The sequence below is a fragment of the Caulobacter zeae genome (assembly GCF_002858925.1).
In the GTDB taxonomy this organism is placed as follows: Bacteria; Pseudomonadota; Alphaproteobacteria; order Caulobacterales; family Caulobacteraceae; genus Caulobacter; species Caulobacter zeae.
In genome coordinates this window covers 342,513-360,939 of sequence record NZ_PJRS01000022.1, presented here as the reverse complement: position 1 = coordinate 360,939, position 18,427 = coordinate 342,513, and the positions used below count along the sequence as shown (strand labels likewise).

General features: G+C 69.8%; 15 protein-coding genes. 5 read left to right on the top strand and 10 right to left on the bottom strand.

Translation table 11 applies throughout. From position 1 onward, the window contains the following. Nucleotides 1-4: 4 nt before the first annotated feature. Together SGCZBJ_RS26110 and SGCZBJ_RS26105 are read right to left on the bottom strand one after the other, a co-directional pair. On the bottom strand, nt 5-505 hold the full coding sequence (locus SGCZBJ_RS26110; protein ID WP_240621503.1) for a LysR substrate-binding domain-containing protein: 501 nt from the start codon (nt 503-505) through the stop codon (nt 5-7). Continuing rightward, nucleotides 436-897 carry a LysR family transcriptional regulator gene (locus SGCZBJ_RS26105; protein ID WP_240621502.1) on the bottom strand — a complete coding sequence of 154 codons (462 nt, stop codon included), beginning with the start codon at nt 895-897 and terminating at the stop codon, nt 436-438. The genes SGCZBJ_RS26110 and SGCZBJ_RS26105 overlap by 70 nt, the downstream gene beginning before the upstream one ends. Nucleotides 898-1,019: 122 nt before the next feature. On the opposite strand from SGCZBJ_RS26105, the gene SGCZBJ_RS13245 reads away from it, so the two are divergent. Further along, nucleotides 1,020-2,030, top strand: a complete 1,011-nt coding sequence (locus SGCZBJ_RS13245) for an aldo/keto reductase (RefSeq protein ID WP_205685384.1) — start codon at nt 1,020-1,022, stop codon at nt 2,028-2,030. A 151-nt stretch (nt 2,031-2,181) separates the two neighbouring features. Here SGCZBJ_RS13245 and SGCZBJ_RS25410 read toward each other — a convergent pair whose 3' ends face one another. Next, nucleotides 2,182-2,451, bottom strand: a complete 270-nt coding sequence (locus SGCZBJ_RS25410) for a hypothetical protein (protein WP_133149258.1) — start codon at nt 2,449-2,451, stop codon at nt 2,182-2,184. Then, on the bottom strand, nt 2,451-4,055 hold the full coding sequence (locus tag SGCZBJ_RS13235) for a methyl-accepting chemotaxis protein (protein WP_101718458.1): 1,605 nt from the start codon (nt 4,053-4,055) through the stop codon (nt 2,451-2,453). The genes SGCZBJ_RS25410 and SGCZBJ_RS13235 overlap by 1 nt, the downstream gene beginning before the upstream one ends. 242 nt (nt 4,056-4,297) lie before the next feature. On the opposite strand from SGCZBJ_RS13235, the gene SGCZBJ_RS13230 reads away from it, so the two are divergent. Then, nucleotides 4,298-5,626 carry a sensor histidine kinase gene (locus SGCZBJ_RS13230; RefSeq protein WP_101718457.1) on the top strand — a complete coding sequence of 443 codons (1,329 nt, stop codon included), beginning with the start codon at nt 4,298-4,300 and terminating at the stop codon, nt 5,624-5,626. Between the two features lie 48 nt (nt 5,627-5,674). Here the strand turns inward: SGCZBJ_RS13230 and SGCZBJ_RS13225 are convergent, their stop codons facing one another. The 4 genes from SGCZBJ_RS13225 to SGCZBJ_RS13210 form a co-directional block, all read right to left on the bottom strand. Continuing rightward, nucleotides 5,675-6,928 carry a hypothetical protein gene (locus SGCZBJ_RS13225; RefSeq protein ID WP_101718456.1) on the bottom strand — a complete coding sequence of 418 codons (1,254 nt, stop codon included), beginning with the start codon at nt 6,926-6,928 and terminating at the stop codon, nt 5,675-5,677. Then, on the bottom strand, nt 6,928-7,986 hold the full coding sequence (locus tag SGCZBJ_RS13220; protein ID WP_101718455.1) for a hypothetical protein: 1,059 nt from the start codon (nt 7,984-7,986) through the stop codon (nt 6,928-6,930). The genes SGCZBJ_RS13225 and SGCZBJ_RS13220 overlap by 1 nt, the downstream gene beginning before the upstream one ends. Nucleotides 7,987-7,990: 4 nt before the next feature. Beyond that, the gene (locus SGCZBJ_RS13215; RefSeq protein ID WP_101718454.1) at nt 7,991-9,133 is read right to left on the bottom strand and encodes a hypothetical protein; all 1,143 of its coding nucleotides are present in this window, start codon (nt 9,131-9,133) and stop codon (nt 7,991-7,993) included. 150 nt (nt 9,134-9,283) lie between these two features. Continuing rightward, nucleotides 9,284-10,024 carry an SDR family oxidoreductase gene (locus tag SGCZBJ_RS13210; protein WP_205685383.1) on the bottom strand — a complete coding sequence of 247 codons (741 nt, stop codon included), beginning with the start codon at nt 10,022-10,024 and terminating at the stop codon, nt 9,284-9,286. Between the two features lie 105 nt (nt 10,025-10,129). Here SGCZBJ_RS13210 and SGCZBJ_RS13205 point away from each other — a divergent pair, with 105 nt between their 5' ends. Next, nucleotides 10,130-10,702: a TetR/AcrR family transcriptional regulator gene (locus tag SGCZBJ_RS13205; protein WP_101718453.1), complete on the top strand. Its 573-nt coding sequence runs from the start codon at nt 10,130-10,132 to the stop codon at nt 10,700-10,702. A gap of 88 nt (nt 10,703-10,790) precedes the next feature. On the opposite strand, the gene SGCZBJ_RS13200 is transcribed toward SGCZBJ_RS13205, so the two are convergent. Then, nucleotides 10,791-11,153 carry a hypothetical protein gene (locus SGCZBJ_RS13200; protein WP_101718452.1) on the bottom strand — a complete coding sequence of 121 codons (363 nt, stop codon included), beginning with the start codon at nt 11,151-11,153 and terminating at the stop codon, nt 10,791-10,793. 41 nt (nt 11,154-11,194) lie between these two features. Further along, nucleotides 11,195-12,676 carry a S8 family peptidase gene (locus SGCZBJ_RS13195; RefSeq protein ID WP_133149257.1) on the bottom strand — a complete coding sequence of 494 codons (1,482 nt, stop codon included), beginning with the start codon at nt 12,674-12,676 and terminating at the stop codon, nt 11,195-11,197. A gap of 204 nt (nt 12,677-12,880) precedes the next feature. Here SGCZBJ_RS13195 and SGCZBJ_RS13190 point away from each other — a divergent pair, with 204 nt between their 5' ends. Next, the gene (locus SGCZBJ_RS13190; RefSeq protein ID WP_101718450.1) at nt 12,881-16,093 is read left to right on the top strand and encodes a glycoside hydrolase family 2 TIM barrel-domain containing protein; all 3,213 of its coding nucleotides are present in this window, start codon (nt 12,881-12,883) and stop codon (nt 16,091-16,093) included. Between the two features lie 147 nt (nt 16,094-16,240). Further along, entirely contained in the window at nt 16,241-18,406 is a 2,166-nt protein-coding gene (locus tag SGCZBJ_RS13185; RefSeq protein WP_101718449.1) for a glycosyltransferase, read from the top strand. The last annotated feature ends 21 nt before the right edge of the window (nt 18,407-18,427 follow it).

The following is an 18,427-nucleotide window of genomic DNA, read 5'->3' as shown; positions in this document are numbered from 1 at the left end:
TGTATCAGCCGCCCCGCCAGCGCAGGGCCTCGGCCAGTTTCGAGAAGGCCGGCGAGGCGTGCCGGCGGCTCGGATAATAGAGGTGGTAGCCGGAGAACGGCTCGCACCAGTCCTCCAGCACCGCCGCCAGCTCGCCGCTCGCCAGGTAAGGCGCGGCCACGTCCTGGGGCATGTAGGCCAGGCCCAGTCCCTGCAGCGCGCCGTCCAGCCGCTGGCGGATGGTGTTGACCACCAGCTGGCCGTCGACCCGCACCTTCACCTCGCGGCCGTCCTTCTCGAACTCCCAGGCAAACATTCCGCCATAGGTGGGCAGGCGCATGTTGATGCAGTTGTGCTCGGTCAGGTCCTGCGGCGTCAGGGGCCGCGGGAGGGTGGCGAAATAGGCCGGCGAGCCGACCACGGCCATGCGCAGGTCGGGGCCGATGCGCAGGGCGATCATGTCCTTGGCCACCTGCTCGCCCAGCCGCACCCCGGCGTCGAAGCCCTCGGCGACGATGTCGACCAGGCCGTAGTCGACGGTGATCTCGACGCGGATGTCGGGGTAGTCGGGCAGCAGGCGCCCAGGCCCGGTTGCAGGGCCGACTGGGCTGCGTGCTCGCCGGCGGTGATGCGGATGGTGCCGGCCGGCCGCTCGCGCAGTTCGCTCAGCGCGGCGACGGCCTCCTCGATCTCCTCCAGCCGCGGCGCCAGGGTCGTCAGCAGGCGCTCGCCGGCCTCCGTGGGCGACACGCTGCGGGTGGTGCGCGCCAGCAGTCTGAGGCCCAGCCGCGCCTCCAGGCCCTTGATCGTCTGGCTCAGCGCCGAGGCCGACACGCCCAGCTTGGCCCCGGCCCGGGTGAAGCTGCGCTCCTTGGCCACCAGGGCGAAGGCGGCGAGGTCGTCGAGGCGCAGGATCATTTGTAAGTCCTGCTAAAAACAACATGCCGATTATCGCGTCTAATGACGTGAAAGGGCCAGGCCTATCTTGCTCGGCCTGCGAAGGCGCCGGGGGCTCCGCGTTCGCCGCAAGGAGATCCAAGATGCAGAAGCGCAAACTCGGCCAGGGCCTGGAAGTCTCGGCCCTCGGCTATGGCTGCATGGGCCTGAGCGCGGGCTACGGCCCGGCTGCGCTGCGCGACGAGGCCGTGGCGGTGATCCGGGCGGCCTTCGACGCGGGCGTGACCCTGTTCGACACCGCCGAGGCCTATGGCCCGTTCGCCAACGAGGCTCTGCTGGGCGTCGCCGTCGCGCCCTTCCGCCACGAGGTGGTGATCGCCACCAAGTCCGGCTTCGACATCGACATGGACACCGGCGTGCGCAGCGGCGGGCTCAACAGCCGCCCCGACCACATCAAGGCGGTGGTCGAGGCCCAGCTCAAGCGCCTGCGCACCGACCGCATCGACCTGCTCTACCAGCACCGCGTCGATCCCGCCGTGCCGATCGAGGACGTGGCCGGCGCGGTCAAGGACCTGGTGGCGCAGGGCAAGGCGCTGCACTGGGGCCTGTGCGAGATGGGGCCCCAGACCCTGCGCCGCGCCCACGCCGAACTGCCGCTGGCCGCCGTCCAGAACGAGTATTCGATGCTGTGGCGCGGACCCGAGGCCTGGGTGCTGAAGGCCTGCGAGGAGCTGGGGATCGGCCTGGTGTGCTGGAGCCCGCTGGGTGTCGGATTCCTCGATGGCGCGATCGACGAGCGCACCCGCTACGCCGACGGCGACATCCGCAAGCTGGAAGGCCGGTTCGCGGCCGAGAACCTGCCGGCCAACCTGGCCCTGGCGGCGCTGGTCAAGGACTGGGCCCGTCGCAAGGGCTGCGCCCCCGGCCAGGTCGCCCTGGCCTGGCTGCGGGCCCAGCGGCCGTGGGTCGTGCCGATCCCGGGAACCACCCAGATGGCCCACATGCTTCAGAACGTCGGCTCGGCCGGGGTGGTGTTCACGACTACCGAGCTCGCCGAACTGAACGCCGCCGTCGCCGCCATCGAGGTCCAGGGCCTGCGCCTGCCGCCGGCCGTGCTGGCCTATTCCGAAGTCGAGGCCCCGCCGAAGGGGTGAGGAAGCTCTCTCTCCCATAGGGAGAGGGTCGGGGTGAGGGGTTACGGCGTTCGACGGAGCGCCGGCACGCCGTCAGACCTCGTAACCCCTCACCCTCCCAGGCTATCGCCTGGGCCCCGCCCTCTCCCTCTGGGAGAGGGTTTCCTCAGGCCTACCCCAGTCCCCCCGCGATCACTCGCAGCGCCGGCTCGCGTCGCGGTCCCGGCTCCCGCCTGGGCCGCCGCAGCACGATCTGCAAGGCCTCGACCATGGCCGCGCTGGGGCTCTCCTCGCCCGGCGCCACGTACAGCCCCATGGCGTCGGCCAGGGCCGCGCGGTCGAGCACGCCGGCCGTCTCCAGACGCTCGCACAGCGGCAGGTACGTCGCCGCGAACAGCTTGATCAGGTCGGTGGGCGTGAACTCGGCGACCTTGGCCGTCATCAGGCGGCCCACTGGCCGGACGGAGCGGCGGGGGCGGTCGCGTCGCGCGTGCGGAACAGGCCGATGCGGTCGGCCAGTTCGGCGGCCTCGGCGTTGAGGGCGTGGGCGGCCGCCGTGGTCTCCTGGACCATGGCCGCGTTCTGCTGCACCACGCGGTCCATCGCGCCCATGGTGGTGTTGACCTCGCCCAGGTTCGAGGCCTGGTCGGCGGCCGAGCGGGCGATGGCGTCGATCTGGACGTCGATCTCGGTCACGCGGGCGACGATGCGCTGCAAGGCCTCGCGGGTCTTGCCCACGCGCTCGACGCCGGCGGCCACCTGGTCGCCCGAGACGGCCACCAGGGCCTTGATCTCGCGGGCGGCGTCGGCGCTGCGCTGGGCCAGGGCCCGCACCTCCTGCGCGACGACCGCGAAGCCCTTGCCGGCGTCGCCGGCCCGGGCGGCCTCGACGCCGGCGTTGAGGGCCAGAAGGTTGGTCTGGAAGGCGATCTCGTCGATCACCCCGATGATCTGGCCGATCTGGCCCGACGAGGTCTCGATCAGGGTCATGGCCTCGACCGCCTCGGTGACCACGGGGTCGGAGCGCTGCGCCTCCTCGCGGGCGCGGGCGGCCGCGGCGTTGGCCTTGCGGGCGTTGTCGGCGGTCTCGTTGACGGTGGCGGTGATCTGGCCCAGCGCCGTGGAGGTCTCCACCAGGCTGGCGGCCTGGTCCTCGGTGCGGTTGGCCATTTCGTCGGAGGCGCGGCTCATCTCGGCGACGCCGGCGCTCATGCTGGCGGCGTTGCCGCTGATCTCGCCCAGGGCCGCGCGCAGCTTGGCCACGGCGTCGTTGAAGTCCTGGCGCAGCGGCTCGTACTGGGCTGAAAAGCGGGTCTCCAGCCGCGAGGTCAGGTCGCCGCCGGCCAGCTGGCGCAGGGCGCTGGCCAGGTGCTCGACCACCTGCGTCTGCTCGGCCTCCATCGCCGCCTTCAGGCGGGCGCGCTCGGCGTTGGCGCGGTCGGCGGCGGCGCGTTCGGCCAGGGCCGCGGCGTTGGCCTCGTCGGCGGCGCGGGCGGCGCGCTCGGAGGCCTGCGTGCGGGCGCTGACGGTGACGAACAGGCGCGACACCCCCGCCGTCAGCCAGACCAGCGACCAGGCGGTGGTCAGCGTCATGGCTGCGCGCAGGGCCAGCGCCAGCAGGCTTTCGTCGGCGGCCAGCCGGTGGGGGAAGAGGCCGGCGGCTGCGAGGTCGACGCCGATGACGGCGGCCGCCCCGGCCGCCACCACCCGCCAGTCGCCGTAGGCCACCAGCAGGGCCAGCGCCGCCAGGAAGGCCATGCGGGCCTCGTCCTGCAGGCCGTGTCCCCGGAAGGCCAACACGAACAGCGCGACCTGGCCGACCAGGGCCAGGGCCGTGCACAGCTGCTGGGCCAGGCGGTCGCGCCACAGGCCGTAGGCGCCCAGCACCAGCACCGCCAGGGCCGCCGAGCCTGCGGCGGGAACCAGCAGCGGCGCGCCGGCCAGCAGGCAGGCGATCGGAACCACCGCGGCGCTGGCCGCCACGCAGCCGATCACCAACTGGCCGCCGACCCGACGCTGGGCCTCAATACTGTCGAACTGGATCAAACGCACGCCCGCCTCCGGTATTTCGCGGCAAGCATCCGGGATGAGCGTTAATCGGTCGTGACAAAACCGGCGAAACAACGCCCGTGGTTACTACGTACCAATACGTAGATGTCGCGCCAATATTCTCAAAATGGGAGAGCGAAGACATGTTCGGCCGGGATTTCGATCGTGCGCGACCATCCGGGAGCGGACAACGTCAACCTGTAGTGGCCCCGGGGCGCGGGCCTGTGTAAGCCTTGGTCATGGCTTCGAAGGTGCGAGACATTCTGCGGCGGCCCCGGGGCCTGATCGGCCGCTCCATCCTGGTGGTGGCGGCGATCGTGTTCGTCCAGCTGGCGGCCAGCGTCGCCTTCTACCAGGCGATCGACCGCCAGACCCTGCGCGAGGACCACGCCCGCCGCATCGCCGAACTGCTGGTGGTGGGCGACCGCGTCAGCCGCCTGGCCCAGGCCGATCTCGACCAGGTGATGACCTCCCGCTACCTCGAGGCCGAGGTGGTTTCGGCCCCGCCGCAGGCCCCGTCCCAGGCCCGCGCCCAGACCGGCGAGGCCGACGCCATCGCCGGCTATGTCCGCCAGTGGGAGCCGGCCCTGGCCAAGCGTCCCCTGCGGCTGTGGTCGGAGGACCAGTCGGACGGCGGCCGCGATCTCGTTGGCGCCATGGGCCTTTCGGACGGCCGGTGGCTGTCGTTCCGCTCGCGCCACTTCCCGCGCCCCTGGCCGATCGCCCTGCGTGCGGTGGCCACGACCCTGGCCTTCTCGCTGGCCTGCGTGGCGCTGGGGGCCTACGCCCTGCGCCAGCTGGGCGAGCCGCTGCGCCGCCTGGCCGAGGCCGCCGGCCGGGTGGGCGAGGGCCCGCCCCAGCCGGTCGTCGTCGAGGGGCCCACGGACCTGGCCGAGCTCGGCCGCGCCTTCAACGACATGCAGCAGCGCATCACCGGCCTGATCGAGGACCAGGCCCGGGCCATGGAGGCGCTCAGCCACGACCTGCGCACGCCCCTGGCCCGCCTGAAGCTGGCCTCGGACTATGTCGAGCCCGAGGACATCCGCGCCATGGTCGGCGGCAATGTCGACGAGCTGGAGGAGATGCTGCGCTCGCTGTCGGCCTGGCTGCGCGCCCAGCACGCGGCCAGCACCGCCGAACCGGTCGACCTGCCGGCCCTGGTCCGCGCGGTGATCGCCCGCTGGCCCAAGCTGGCCCGCTACGAGGGGCCGAAATCCTTGATCGTCAGCACCCACCGCGACCCGCTGGAACAGGCCCTGATCCGCCTCGTCGACAACGCCGTGCGCTTCGGCGGCAAGGCCAAGGTGCGGCTCGTGGCTGACGATCCAGAAGGCCCGTGCATCGAGGTGCTCGACCAGGGGCCCGGCCTGACCGACGAGGTGCTGGCCCGCATCTACGAGCCCTTCTTCCGCGGCGACGCCGCCCGCGCCCGCGACACCGGCGGCTTCGGCCTCGGCATCCCCACCGCCGACCGCCTCCTCAAGCGCTTCGGCGGCCGCCTCCAGATCGCCAACCGCGACGGCGGCGGGGTGACGGCCAGCGTCTGGCCGCCGGCGGGGGAGGGGTAGGGTTAGAAGGCGCGCTCTCGGGCGGCGGCGGCCAGGCTCGCGTGACTTTCAATCCGGAGCGGCTGTCTGAGACTCGGTCGGGAACGGTTCGATCGCTTTGAGTTCGTCGATCCGCACCTTGATCCGCTCAGCCTCGCCTTCACGGCAGACGAGTTCCTTCTGTATTTGCACGCGTCCGTTGGGCGAGCGGTCGTTGACGTCCGCCAGTATGCAGGCGCCGAGGTCCGATGCGCCGCCGCCGTCTGGCGGCGTCTGGTAGCTGTCGTAGAGCATGACGAGAAGCGCGCCGATCGCAGCGCTGACGACCCCGATCGCGACCATCCACAATGCCGCGATGTGGCCCTGCCTGACCTCTTCCGGCGTCGCCGTGGACTCTCGCGCTGGCGACGGAGCCCGCGAGTGCGATGCTTCTCGCTGGTTCAGGCGCTTCTCGATCCGGGGTATCCATTGCTCGACCTGACTGACCCGGGCTTGAAGCGCGGCGATGTCCCGGCGGTCCCGTGCCGCGGCCTCCTGCTCGCCGGCGGGGCGTTTGGGAGCGGCGGTCTCGACCCGAACGGGTTCATCGTGGCCGCCGGGCTCCTGAGCGCGGACGAGTTGGCGGTGCGGTTGCCCACGGACGTCGGCCATGGTGTAGGCCTGGGAAGCGCTGACCGACTGGTTGAGGCGCGGGGTCGTGCCGACCAGGAGTTCCGAAACCTCGTTGAAGGACTGGTGAGCCAGCGCCACCTCCAGAAGCTCGACGAGGGCGCCGACTTGCTGATTGGCGTCCACGCCGCTCAGGTCGACGTACCGCTTCTCCCAGCCGCCGGCGTTGAGCCCTCCGCCGCGACGCCCCTCCATGCCGAAGGTGGGCGGGTTCGCACGAAGAAGGTCCGCCAGTTCCGCGGCCGGGCGATCGATCTCGTTGCTGGGGCCCAGAATCTCGCGCAAGCAGTCAGTGATGTAGTCCACCGCCTGGCGGGGCGGCGGGGTGTTGGTGCAGACCAGGACACCCACGCCGACATAGTTGTTGGTGCGCGGATCACGGGGGTAACGGGCCAGGCGATAGAGGCCCAACCAGGTGAAGGTCCGCCCCTCCACCACGTGGCGCGACAGCTTGAACACGGCTTCTTGGGCGGTTTGCGGAAGCGCCCACGGCGCCAGCACGCACCAGTTCTCGATGCTGTTGAACATCGCCCTTTCGGCCGTCGAGGCGTCGCCGCCGCGCGAGGCGTTGACCAGCTTGACCGCGATGCCGGACTGCTCGGCCGGCTGGGCGACGACGACGACGTCGAGCCACGCGTTCGCCTGCCACTTCATCAGCGCGCCGTGAGCGCGTGGTTGAGCAGGTCGATCAGTGATCTACGCGGCGGAGCGGTCGGGACGTCCACATCGGGGAACAGCGAGCGGCGCGGCGAGGTCGTGCGATTGTCGCGTCCCGGGCGGTACTGCGTGGCGTTGCCGTACAACCAGTTCATCACCGTGCGCGGATAGCGCTTGAAGGTGCCGTGGAAGGAATGGGGCGGCTCGCGATATTCGCCGTCCTTGAAGTAGCCGGACGAATACTGCATGAACGCGCGCCGTTCGTGGGCCTCGCCCTCGAGCGGGAGGGCCTGGAACGTGCCCCAGGAGTTGGGATAGCGGTCGCGCAACACCCGGTCGACGTCGTTCGCGCTGGCGTCGCTGAACAGCGGGCGGGCGTCCATCGGGGTGGCGTACTGATCCCACTTGGTCAGCAGGAACAGGTGGGAGTCATGACGGCGCAGTTCGCGCAGCTCCTCATAGCCCCGCATCACGCCCAGCAGGCCGAAATTGCTGCTCGGCGTGTCGCGGTCGTGGCCGTCGCCGACCGAATAGGGGGCGACATAGATGACGGTGATGCCGTGCGGGAAGCTGCGCAGCACGTCGACGATCTCGGGTTTGAAGGTGCGGAAGAGGTCGGCGTTGATGTCCTCGTTGGGCTGGTAGTCCTCACCCCGGCCGTCGAGGAAGGCGAATTTGACAGGTTCGAGCAGGCTGTTGGTCGGCTTGACGTCGACCGGGATGAAGAAGGGCTCGCCGATGGTGATGCCCACGGGCTTGCCGGTCGCCAGTTCGTAGGCCGCGCGGTCGTAGGTGTCCTTGGCCCTTTGATGCATGACCTTGGAGCGCGGGTCGGCGGGATCCAGGATGGGGTCGCCCAGCGAGACGTTGATGTCGCGCATGGTCTGCAGTCCCAGGATGAGCGACAGCACGAGCGAGGACTTTCCCGCGGCCGACGAGCCGAAGATGAGCACCGGATGGCGTTCCGTGCGGTCCAGGTTCTCGGCCAGGCTGATGCCGGGACTCGTGCGGCGGCGCGTGGCGCTGGTGAAGGGGCTCTCGGAGACGTCGTCCATGGCGTTAGGTCCGGTCGCTGGGGCGGCCCGCCCAGAGGAAGCGCGGGTTGGTGTAGAAACGAAGTTCGATGGCCGTGGCTTGGGCGCGGTGCGCCTGGCCGTAGCGGATGTTCAGCTCGGTGATCAGCGCGATCAGCGCCAGGTCCAGGCCGAAGGCGATCAGCAGGTAGAACCAGGTGGTCGCGTGCAGCAGCCGCTTGCGGAACAGGTTCAGCGTCGAGGCGTAGGAGTTGACCTCGTCGGTCTGTAGGCTCTCGATCGCGGGGGTCTCGCCGGACGGCTTGCCGCCCAGGCTGATGAAGGTGCCACGATCGGCGTTGTAGTCGTCGCGGGCGCGGTACAACGGCCGCTTGTCGATCGACTCGGTGCCGCCGAAGCCCGCCGCGGCGGTCTCGACCCCGGCGAGAGCGGCGTCCATCTGCCCGTAGCGGGCGTTGAGGTCGTCGAGGAACTGCAGGCGCACGGGGCCGCCCACGCCGATCGACGTGATGTCGCCCTTGACCATGCGCTGGGCCATCTTGGCGTAGGACTGGTAGACGGCTTCGGCCTTGTCGCGGTCGCAAGGCACGATGGCGCCCGAGCCGTTGAGCACGCGATAGCCCGGGATTTCGCCCCGCAGATTGGCGATGATCTTCAGCGCCTCCGGACCCACGCCGCAATAGGAGCCGCCGTTGGGATTGACGATCTCCTCGTGCAGGTTGACGAGCGTGGCTTCGATGCGGGCGACTTTCTCCTTGTACCCCGGCGGGGTCAGCTGTAGCTGCGCGGCGTCTCGCAGCGCGCTGTAGCTGCCGCGCACCTGCGCGATGTCCGTCCGCAGGATGGCCCGGCTCTCGAACAGGATGAAAGCGGCGTTCAGCGTGCCCAGGGCGCTGATCACGGCCAGGAAGATGTAGAACTTCCAGCCGTGGTGCCAGGCCGGGCGCTCGCCCTGCTCGTGGGCCGCGGCCCGGTACTGGCCCACCTGTCGCGCGCATACCGCCGCCAGCAGGGTGATCAGCAGCGCAATCGTCGCCGCTCCCAAGCTGTTCTGCAGGATGGTCGCGAACAGATAGTACCAGCCTGTGAACACCAGGATGCTGAACACCAGCAGCACGACCCAGGTCAGAACAGTCGCGACCGTTCGATTGCCGAGAAACGCCCCCATACGATCCTCCGAGATCGCCGCCCCCCTGGCGACTCGCGTCGGATTGCATACCTGCAACCCAAGCGTGATTTCAGAGTGACTCAATGGTTAAGCTGGTCAAGTCATTTCGCCGCTCGGTGTTCGCGCAACGTTGGTTTTCATTGACTCCCCCTACGCGCTCCACCCGCCGTCGAGCGTCAGGGCCGCGCCCGTCATGTAGCCCGCGTCCGGTCCGGCCAGCCAGGCGGCCAGGCCCGCGACCTCGCTCGCCTCACCGATGCGGCCCAGGGGCAGGCGGGGGGTGATGTAGTCCATCAGGTCGGCGGTCATGTCGGTGGCGATGGGGCCGGGCTGGATGGTGTTGACGGTGATCTTGCGGGGCGCGAGGTCGAGGGCCGCGCCGCGTGCGAGCTGGGCGACGGCGGCCTTGGTCATGGCGTAGACGCTGGAGCCGGGCGTGCCGATGTGGCCGGCCGTGTTGCTGCCGATGACGATGACGCGGCCGCCGTCGGTCAGATGCGGGGCGGCGTAGTGGATGGCCGCGAACACCCCGCGCACATTGACCGCCAGCATGTGGTCGAAGTCGGCCAGGGCGAACTGGTCGATGGTTCCGGCCTTCAGCACCCCGGCGTTGACCACCAGCACCCCCAGCTTGCCGAACCGCGTCACGGCGGCCTCGATCGCCGCGCGCACGGCGCCGGCGTCGGCGCTGTCGGCCTGGAGGGCGAGAGCTGTCCCGCCGGCCGCCTCGACCTCGGCGGCCAGGGCGGCGGCGGGGCCGGGCGAGGCGGCGTAGGTGAAGGCCGTGGGCCGGCCCTCGGCGGCCAGGCGGCGCACGATCGCCGCCCCCATGCCGCGCGAGCCGCCCAGCACCAGGGCAGGGGATTGGGCGGTGAAGCTGCTGTCGGTCATCTCGGAAACCTCGTTATGGACTGATCGGTCCATAACCTGCTCATTCCGGATCGATCGGTCAAGAATAATTCTGGACTGATCGATCAAGATCGCTAGGATGCGACCATGGCCAGACCTTCCGAATTCGATCGCGACGAGGCGATCGCCAGCGCGATCCGGGTGTTCGCCCGCCACGGCTACGAGGCCGCCTCGACCAGCGACCTGATCGAGGGCATGGGCATCGGCCGCCAGAGCCTCTACGGCGCGTTCGGCGACAAGCGCCGGCTGTTCCTGGAGGCCCTGCGCCGCTACTCGGACGGCTCGCTGGCCCTGATGAACGAGGCGCTGGCCGGCGGCTCGCCGCGCGAGGCCATCGAGGCCGCGCTGCTCGTGGGCCTGGGCGACGCCGACGACCTGGAGACCGGCTGCCTGGGCGTCGGCTCGATCGTCGAGTTCAGCCGCACCGACGCCGAGGTCAACACCCTCAACGACGCCGCCGCCGCCCTGGTGGTCGCCGCCTTCGCCGCGCGGGTGCAGGACGGGATCGCAGCGGGCGCGTTTGACGCCGGCCTCGACGCCGAGGCCGCCGGCCGCATGCTGCTGACCCTGCGCTCGGGCCTCAAGGTCGCCGCGCGCGGCGGGGCGGGGCGGGACGAGCTGCGGCAGGCCGCCCGGCTGGCGCTGCGGGGGCTGCGGTAGGGGCGGGGCTTGCCCTCCAGGTCGTGGTCACCTTGCTGCGAGCATCGCAGCTCTACCGGCCGCAGACGCCCCCGCGTCCGCGCCGGAACTACAGCGGCGCTGACCTGAAGGGTTCGTTGGGCATCACTTCTATCGTCGGGTCGGTAACAAAACCGACATTGTCACGCAGTATCTGGCGCCACATCTGCGCAGGTGCGGAAACCACCAGGCGAGGCGTTCCCGCCAAGTGGTCGACGATCTGAAAGCCCGCGCTCTCGTACTTCGACACCGCCTCGAGAACCGGTTGCTTGGCGATCTCGTAGATCGTGTCCAGCTGACGGTTTCTCTGGACGACGTCCTTGATGTTCCTGAGGGCTACGCGGTCCACGCCGGCCTGGACGCGAAACACGAGGGCGACCTTGCGTCCCGTCCTGGTCTTCTCGACGACCTGTCTAGCTTGTTCACTCAGCATGATGATCCATGCTCCTGTGGACGTTGGCGTCGGCGGCTCAGCTAGATTGTGGCGAGGTCAAGCACGCCGTTGCCGCTCCGCTCGATGTTAACCATGTTTGGCTGAGTCGGTAATGGACGGGTTAACGAAAGGATGCGGCCGATCAACCAGTCGGGATCGGAGCGCAGGCCGGGATTCTGTTCAATCAACAAGGCCACCGTCCCCGCTACGAGCGGGCTGGCCATGGAGGTGCCGGTCATGGCCGCGTAACGCGCGCCAGGTACTGCGCTGATCACCTCGTGGCCCGGGGCGACGAGGTCCGGCTTGAGACCCGGCGGCGGGGCGCCGTAGATCGCGCCCCAGGCGCTGAAGTCGGTGACAATGTCGGTCCGGTCTACGGCGCCCACAGCCAGCGCGCATTCGTACATGCCCGGTGCGCCATGGGTGTCGACACCGTGGCGGCCATTGTTGCCGATGGCCGCCACGACCGTGAGCCCTCTCACGCGGAAATCGCTGTATAGGTCATAGTCGTCGCGGTCAGGCACGCCACCGAGCGAGGCGTTGAGAACGTCGACGCGGCGAGGCAGCCCGTCGCCGCCGCTCGCCAGCCAGTTGAGGCCGGCAAGGATCTGCGCGCGGAAGCCCCACATCCTGCCCTGGCTGTCGCGGCGGGTGAGAACGGCGGCGACCGCCAGGTCGGCCTTGGGGGCCACGCCCACTGTTTCGCCTGCGCACAAGGCCGAGACGTGGGTGCCGTGAGCGTCGTAGTCCTTGGCGCGAACGGTCTTGTTGGGCGACCCGTTTGGCTTGAACGAGCGGAAAGCGATCGACTTGCCCCTGAACTCCGGATGCTGGGCGTCGATGCCCGTGTCCAACACCCCGATCAGGCAGCCCCGGCCTGCAAGATTCTTGGCGCGGGCGGCTTCGATACGGATGCTGTCGAGGTGCCAGGCGTCGGGCAGGGGCGTGGCGGTGGCCGCCGCGCCGGTGGGGTGAACCAGGCCGACCTGGTCATTGCTCAGGATCACAGCGCCGCTGGCTTTGAGAGCGCTTTCCTGGGCTTGCGAGAGTTCGGGAACGACCGCCGCGCCGAGCGCCTCTAGAAAGACGCCGCGAACAACCTTGTGGCCGTCGCGACGGCCGATCGCGACCGTCGGCCGCCGAGGTTTGTCTTCGCGGCGGCTGGCGAGCAGCTCCATCACCCCGGCGCCTCTCGTCGCCAGACCACGCCGCAACTGGCGGCGGGCTTCGGATCTTGATCGTGTGTCGCCAGCGAGCGTCGGCGAGCCTTGGGCAATGACGATACGCAGAGCTTCCGGCGGCGGACTGCTCCACCCCTCATCGTGACCTGCGGCGACCGCTATCTTGGGAAGCTGGTAAACGCCCGTGACCCGGCGATACCAGGCCAGGCGTCGGCGAGCCAGTTCCTGAGCATGCCGACGCGCCGTCCGTCGACCGCCGCCGCGCCGCTTCCAGGACGATCTGAGCTGTTGCAGCTTCAGAACGAAGTCTTCCGGAGAGAGCCACCAGCGAAGCTTGCTCATGATCGTCTTCAATCCCCCTGTCGCCGGATTCGCGTCCGGCATCTTGAGCAAGCATTACCGTTATGGTGGCGCAAGTTCAGAAATACTTCTTTTAGGCGTGTTCTCGGGCTCGCTCGCCATTGGTCCTCTTTTGTCTGACAAATGAATCCCGCATGCTACATAGGCCTCGCCCGATCCAACGGGCGAGCGTTCTGGGAGGCGTGCATGCGGAAGATCCTGGCGGCCGGCGCGGCCATGTCGGTCATGGTGCTGGCGGGGGCGGTCAGCGCCCAGCCCAAGGTCGATCCGGTGCAGGTGGATCCCGCCCGTCCCGACTGGGAAAACCCCGCCGTCAACGCCCGCGGCAAGCTGCCGGCGGTCGCCACCCACTTCCCGTTCGAGAGCCGCGAGCTGGCGCTGGCCGGCGACATGACGAGGTCGGCCCGCTACCTGACCCTCGACGGCCAGTGGGCCTTCCACTTCTCGCCGTCGTCGGACGATACGCCCACGGGCTTTGAAAAGTCGGACTACGACGCCTCGGGCTGGAAGGACATCAAGGTGCCGGCCATGTGGCAGGCGGAGGGCTACGACCAGGCCCGCTACAACAACATCACCTATCCGTTCCCGGCCAACCGGCCGCTGATCCCGCACGCGACCAACCCGGTCGGCTCCTACCGCCGCACCTTCGAGGTTCCCGCCGGCTGGAGCGGCCAGGACGTGATCCTGCACGTCGGCGCGGCCGGGGCGGCCTACCGCGTCTGGGTCAACGGCCAGGAGGTCGGCTACTACGAGGACTCCAAGCTGCCGGCCGAGTTCGACGTCACCAGGCATGTCAGGCCGGGCCGGAACCTGATCGCCATCCAGGTGCACCGCTGGGCCGACGGCTCGTACCTGGAAGACCAGGACTTCTGGCGCGTGTCGGGCATCGAGCGCTCGGTCTACCTCAAGGCCGTGCCCCAGGCCCGCGCCGGCGACCTCTTCGTCAAGGCCGGCCTCGACAAGGCCTATCGCGACGGGACCCTGTCGACCGAGCTGTCGCTGACCGCCCGCAAGGCGTCGCTGACCGCGCGCATGACCCTGCTGGACGGCGACCAGGCGGTGCTGACCAGGGAGACCAAGGTCGCCCCCGGCGCGGCGCGTACGGTTTCGCTCGACGCGACCGTCCCGGGCGTCAAGCCGTGGACCGCCGAGACCCCCAACCTCTACACCCTGCTGGTCGAACTGGTGGACGCCCAGGGTAATGTCGTCCAGGCCACGCCCCAGCGCATCGGCTTCCGCACCGTCGAGATCAAGAACGGCCGGGTCAGCGTCAACGGCCGTCCCATCGTCATCCGCGGCGTCAATCGCCACGAGCACGACCCGGAGACCTTCCACGTCATCTCCGAGGAGAGCATGCGCCGCGACATCGAGCTGATGAAGCGGGCCAACATCAACGCCGTGCGCACCTCGCACTACCCCAACGACGAGCGCTTCTACGCCCTGGCCGACGAGTACGGCCTCTATGTGATGGACGAGGCCAATATCGAGAGCCACGCCTACATGGACTACGGCAACAAGGTCCCGGCCCTGCGCGAGCAGATGCAGCTGGGCTTCGACCCGGCCTGGGAAGCCGCCCACCGCGACCGGGTGCTGAACATGGTCGAGCGCGACAAGAACCACCCGTCGGTGATCTTCTGGTCGCTGGGCAACGAGGCCGGCATCGGCCCCAATTTCGAGAAGGCCGCCGCGGCCGCCCGCAAGCGCGATCCCTCGCGCCTGATCTCCTATCTGGGCTGGGGCACGCTGGATTGGGAGCACCAGCCCAACGCCTATGTCGACATCTACGCCCCGATGTACGACGACATCGAGAAGATGGTGGACTGGGCCAAGGACCCCACCCGCACCCAGCCGATGATCCAGTGCGAATACGCCCACATGCAGGGCAACGGCGGCGGCAACTTCAAGGACTACTGGGACACCATCTACGCCTACGACAAGCTGCAAGGCGGCTTCATCTGGGACTGGGTCGACCAGTCGATGTATCGCTACACGAAGGACGGCAAGCGCTACTGGGGCGACGGCGGCGAGTACGGCAAGAACCCCGGCGGCGACATCGAGTTCGGCGACGGCATGATCCAGCCCGACCGCACGCCCAATCCGCACTTCTACGAGGTGCGCAAGGTGCTCTCGCCGATCCAGTTTTCCGCCTTCGGCCCGGCGACGGGCAAGGTGACGATAACCAACCGCCACGACTTCCGCGATCTCTCCGGCTTCGACTTCGAGTGGGCGCTGGAGGGCGACGGCGTCGAGATCGCCTCGGGCGCCCTGCCGGCGCTGGCGACCAGGGCCCGGGGCGTCGAGACCGTGGCCCTGCCGCTGCCGGCGATCGCGACCAAGCCCGGCGTCGAGTATTTCGTCACCGTGCGCGCCAAGGCCAAGGCCGGCGCCGTGCCTCTGACCCCGGCCGGCTATGTGGTGGGTTGGGAGCAGTTTTCGGTTTCCGCCACGCCCAAGGCCGCCGTGGCCCGTCCCGGCGCGGTGGCCCTGGCCGACGGCAAGGACGCGGTGGTGCTCGAGGCCGCCGGCGCCAGGCTGACGATCGACCGGGCCACGGGCCTGGTTGCGTCCTACGCCAAGGACGGGACGGTGCTGGCCAAGGGCGGGGCGCCCAACTTCTTCCGGGCCGAGACCGACAACGACACCCTCAACGGCACGGTCGCCCAGCAGAAGCCCTGGCGGGTGATGACCGACGCGCGCCAGCTGCGCGGCTTTTCGGCCCACAAGGTCGACGACGGCACGGCCCGCGTGGTGGTGGAATACGCCCTGGGCGCGGGGGCGGCGACCTTCACCACCACCTACGCCATGGCCGGCGACGGCTCGGTGGCGGTCAGCGGCGAGCTGGTTCCGCTCAAGGACGACCTGCCGCCGCCGGTGCGGGTGGGCCTGTGGTTCACCCTGCCCAGCCAGCCCAAGACCGTCGAGTGGCTGGGCCGCGGTCCGCACGAGAGCTATGTCGACCGCTTCACCTCGGCCCCGATCGGCCTGTGGCGCGGGGCGCTGGCCGACCAGAACCACGACTACATGCGGCCCCAGGACACCGGCAACAAGCTGGACGTGCGCTGGATGGAGCTGGGCTCGGGCGGGCCGGGCCTTCGCGTCGAGGCCGACAAGCCGCTGATGATGCAGGCCCTGGCCTTCCCCTACACCGACCTCTACCGCCGCCCGGCCGGAACCTGGAAGTCGTCCGACATCGTCCCGCACGGCGAGGGGGCCCTGATCGTCGACGCCGCCCAATGGGGCGTCGGCGGCGACACCACCTGGAACCATGTCGGCCAGCCGCACGGCAAGTACCGCACGAGGCTTGAGCCCACCCGCGTCAGCTTCCGCCTGTCGCCCTTCGCGGGCGAGGGGACGACGCCGGACAAGGCCAGGCCGGCGCGGGCGACGCAGGTGGAGTGACGAGCGCCAGGACCGATCGCCAGGAGGTTCAATCCTGGCGATCTCGGCTTTTTACGCGTCCACCTCCGCGCGATGGCTTGCCGTCGGCGGGGCGCCCTCTAAATTTGCAATTGACGGACGTAGCTTATCCCGGGGGGGATTGAGTTCATGAAGATTGTTGTCGCGACGACCTATGCGACGTTCCCGCCGACTTCCGGCGCCGCGCTGCGGAACTTCCACCTCTATCGAGAGATCGCCAGGCGTCATCCCGTGACCATCCTGGCACTGGTCAAGCAGGACGCCGGGGCGTTGGACGCCGAGATCGCCCCGGGGGTGGTCGAGCGCCGGATCCCGATCTCGGACGACCATCTGTGGGAAGAGCTGCGGCTGTGCGAGAAGGCCGACGGCAATCCGGTGGGCGACTTCGCCGTCTCGCACCTGTTCCGCCTGACGCCGGCCTATGTCGAGGCGCTGAAGGCCGCCTGCGACGAGGCCGACGTGCTGGTCGCCAGCCATCCCCACCTGATCTACGCGCTGCGCCAGGTCAGCGACAAGCCGGTGGTCTACGAGGCGCCGGACGTCGAGATCGACCTGCGCCGCAGCCACCTGCCGCGCACCGCCGAGACCGAGCGGATGCTGGTCCGCATCGAGCAGACCGAGGCCCACTGCCTGGCCGAGGCCGATCTGGTCTTGGCCTGCAGCGAAGGCGACCTGGAGCGCTTCGTCGAGCACTACGGCGTCGCGCGCGACAAGCTGCGCGTGGCCGAGAACGGCGTCGAGGCCTGGCCCTTCGATCCGTCGCGCCACCGACGCGCCGAGGCGCCGGGCGCGCGGCCGCGCTGCCTGTTCCTGGCCAGCTGGTCGCCGCCCAATGTCGAGGCGGCGCTGCTGGTGCTGGACATGGCCGCCGCGGCGCCGCAGCTCGACTTCGTGCTGGCCGGCAGCGTCGCCCTCGCGCCCGAGGTCGCCGCCGTCCCGACGCCGCCCAACGTCCGCCTGGCACCGCGCCTGTCCGACGAGGAGAAGCAGGCCGAGCTGGCGGACGCCGACCTGGCGCTCAACCCGGTGACCAGCGGCTCGGGCAGCAACATCAAGATCCGCGAATACGTGGCCGCCGGCCTGCCGGTGCTGTCGACGCCGTTCGGGGCGCGCGGCCTGCCCGCGTCGGTTCGCGCCAACCTGGATTTCGCCGAGGTCGGAGATTTCGCATCGGCCCTGGTCGCGCTGGCCGCGCGGGCCCCGGCCGAACGCGAAGGCCGCGCCCGCGCCGCGCGCGAGGACCTGCTGGCCGTGCTGTCCTGGGAGCGGGTAGGCGCTCGCGCGGCCGACGATATCGCCGCGATGACGGCGGCGCGCCCGCAGCCCGCCGACGACAGGGTGGCGGTCGTCATCCCGATGTACAACGCCGCGCCCTTCATCGAGGAGACGATCCGCTCGGCGCTCGGCCAGACCCATGGCGACCTCGAGGTCGTGGTGGTCGACGACGGCTGCACCGACGGCTCGCCCGATATCGTCCGGCGGTTGGCGCGCGAGGATTCGCGAGTGCGCATGGTCCGCCACGGCGGCGGCCGCAACCGCGGCGTCAGCCGCACCATCGAGCTGGGCGTACGCTCGGCCCGCGCGCCGTTCATCGCCCTGCTCGACTCTGACGACGCCTTCGAGCCCGACAAGCTGCGGCTACAGCTCGAGGCCTTCCGCAAGCATCCCGAGGCGGTGCTCTGCCACACGCTCTGCACCGTGGTGTCCGAGGGCGAGCCGGCCCTGGCCGCCAACGCCGAGGCCTATTTCAACCACGTGCCCAGCGCGCCGTTCTACGACCCCATGGCCGAGGCCAATCCCTACACCCGGATGACCGTGCTGACCTCCAGCGCGTTGATTCGCACGGAGACCTTGAAGCACGCGCCGTTCTCGGGCGAGCAGCTGTGGCAGAACGAGGACTATCTGATCGTCACCCTGCTGAGCTCGCGCGGGTGGTTCCTGCACCTGCCGCAGCGGCTGGCGCGCTATCGCATCCATCCCCAGTCGTACACCGCCCGGCACCTGACCTCGCCGCTGAAGCACGTGCACGCCATGCTCGAAGGCTTCATCATGCTGGCCGTGCGGCTGGAGGGGGAGGCGCTCAAAACCGCCGCAAGCAAGCATTTGCAGGACGCCGTCGACCTGCTGCGCGGCCACTATCAGGACGACGCCCTGCGCGACCCGCCGCCTCCGCCCCCGCCCCCGCCGCCGCCGCCTCCTCCGCCCCCTCCGCCGCCTTCCGTGGCCAGGCGGGTGCTGAACCGGCTGGTGCTGATCGTGCGGCTGCTGCTGCCGCTGCCGGTCCGCGGTCTCTGACCGGCGCGAGCGCGTCCTGAG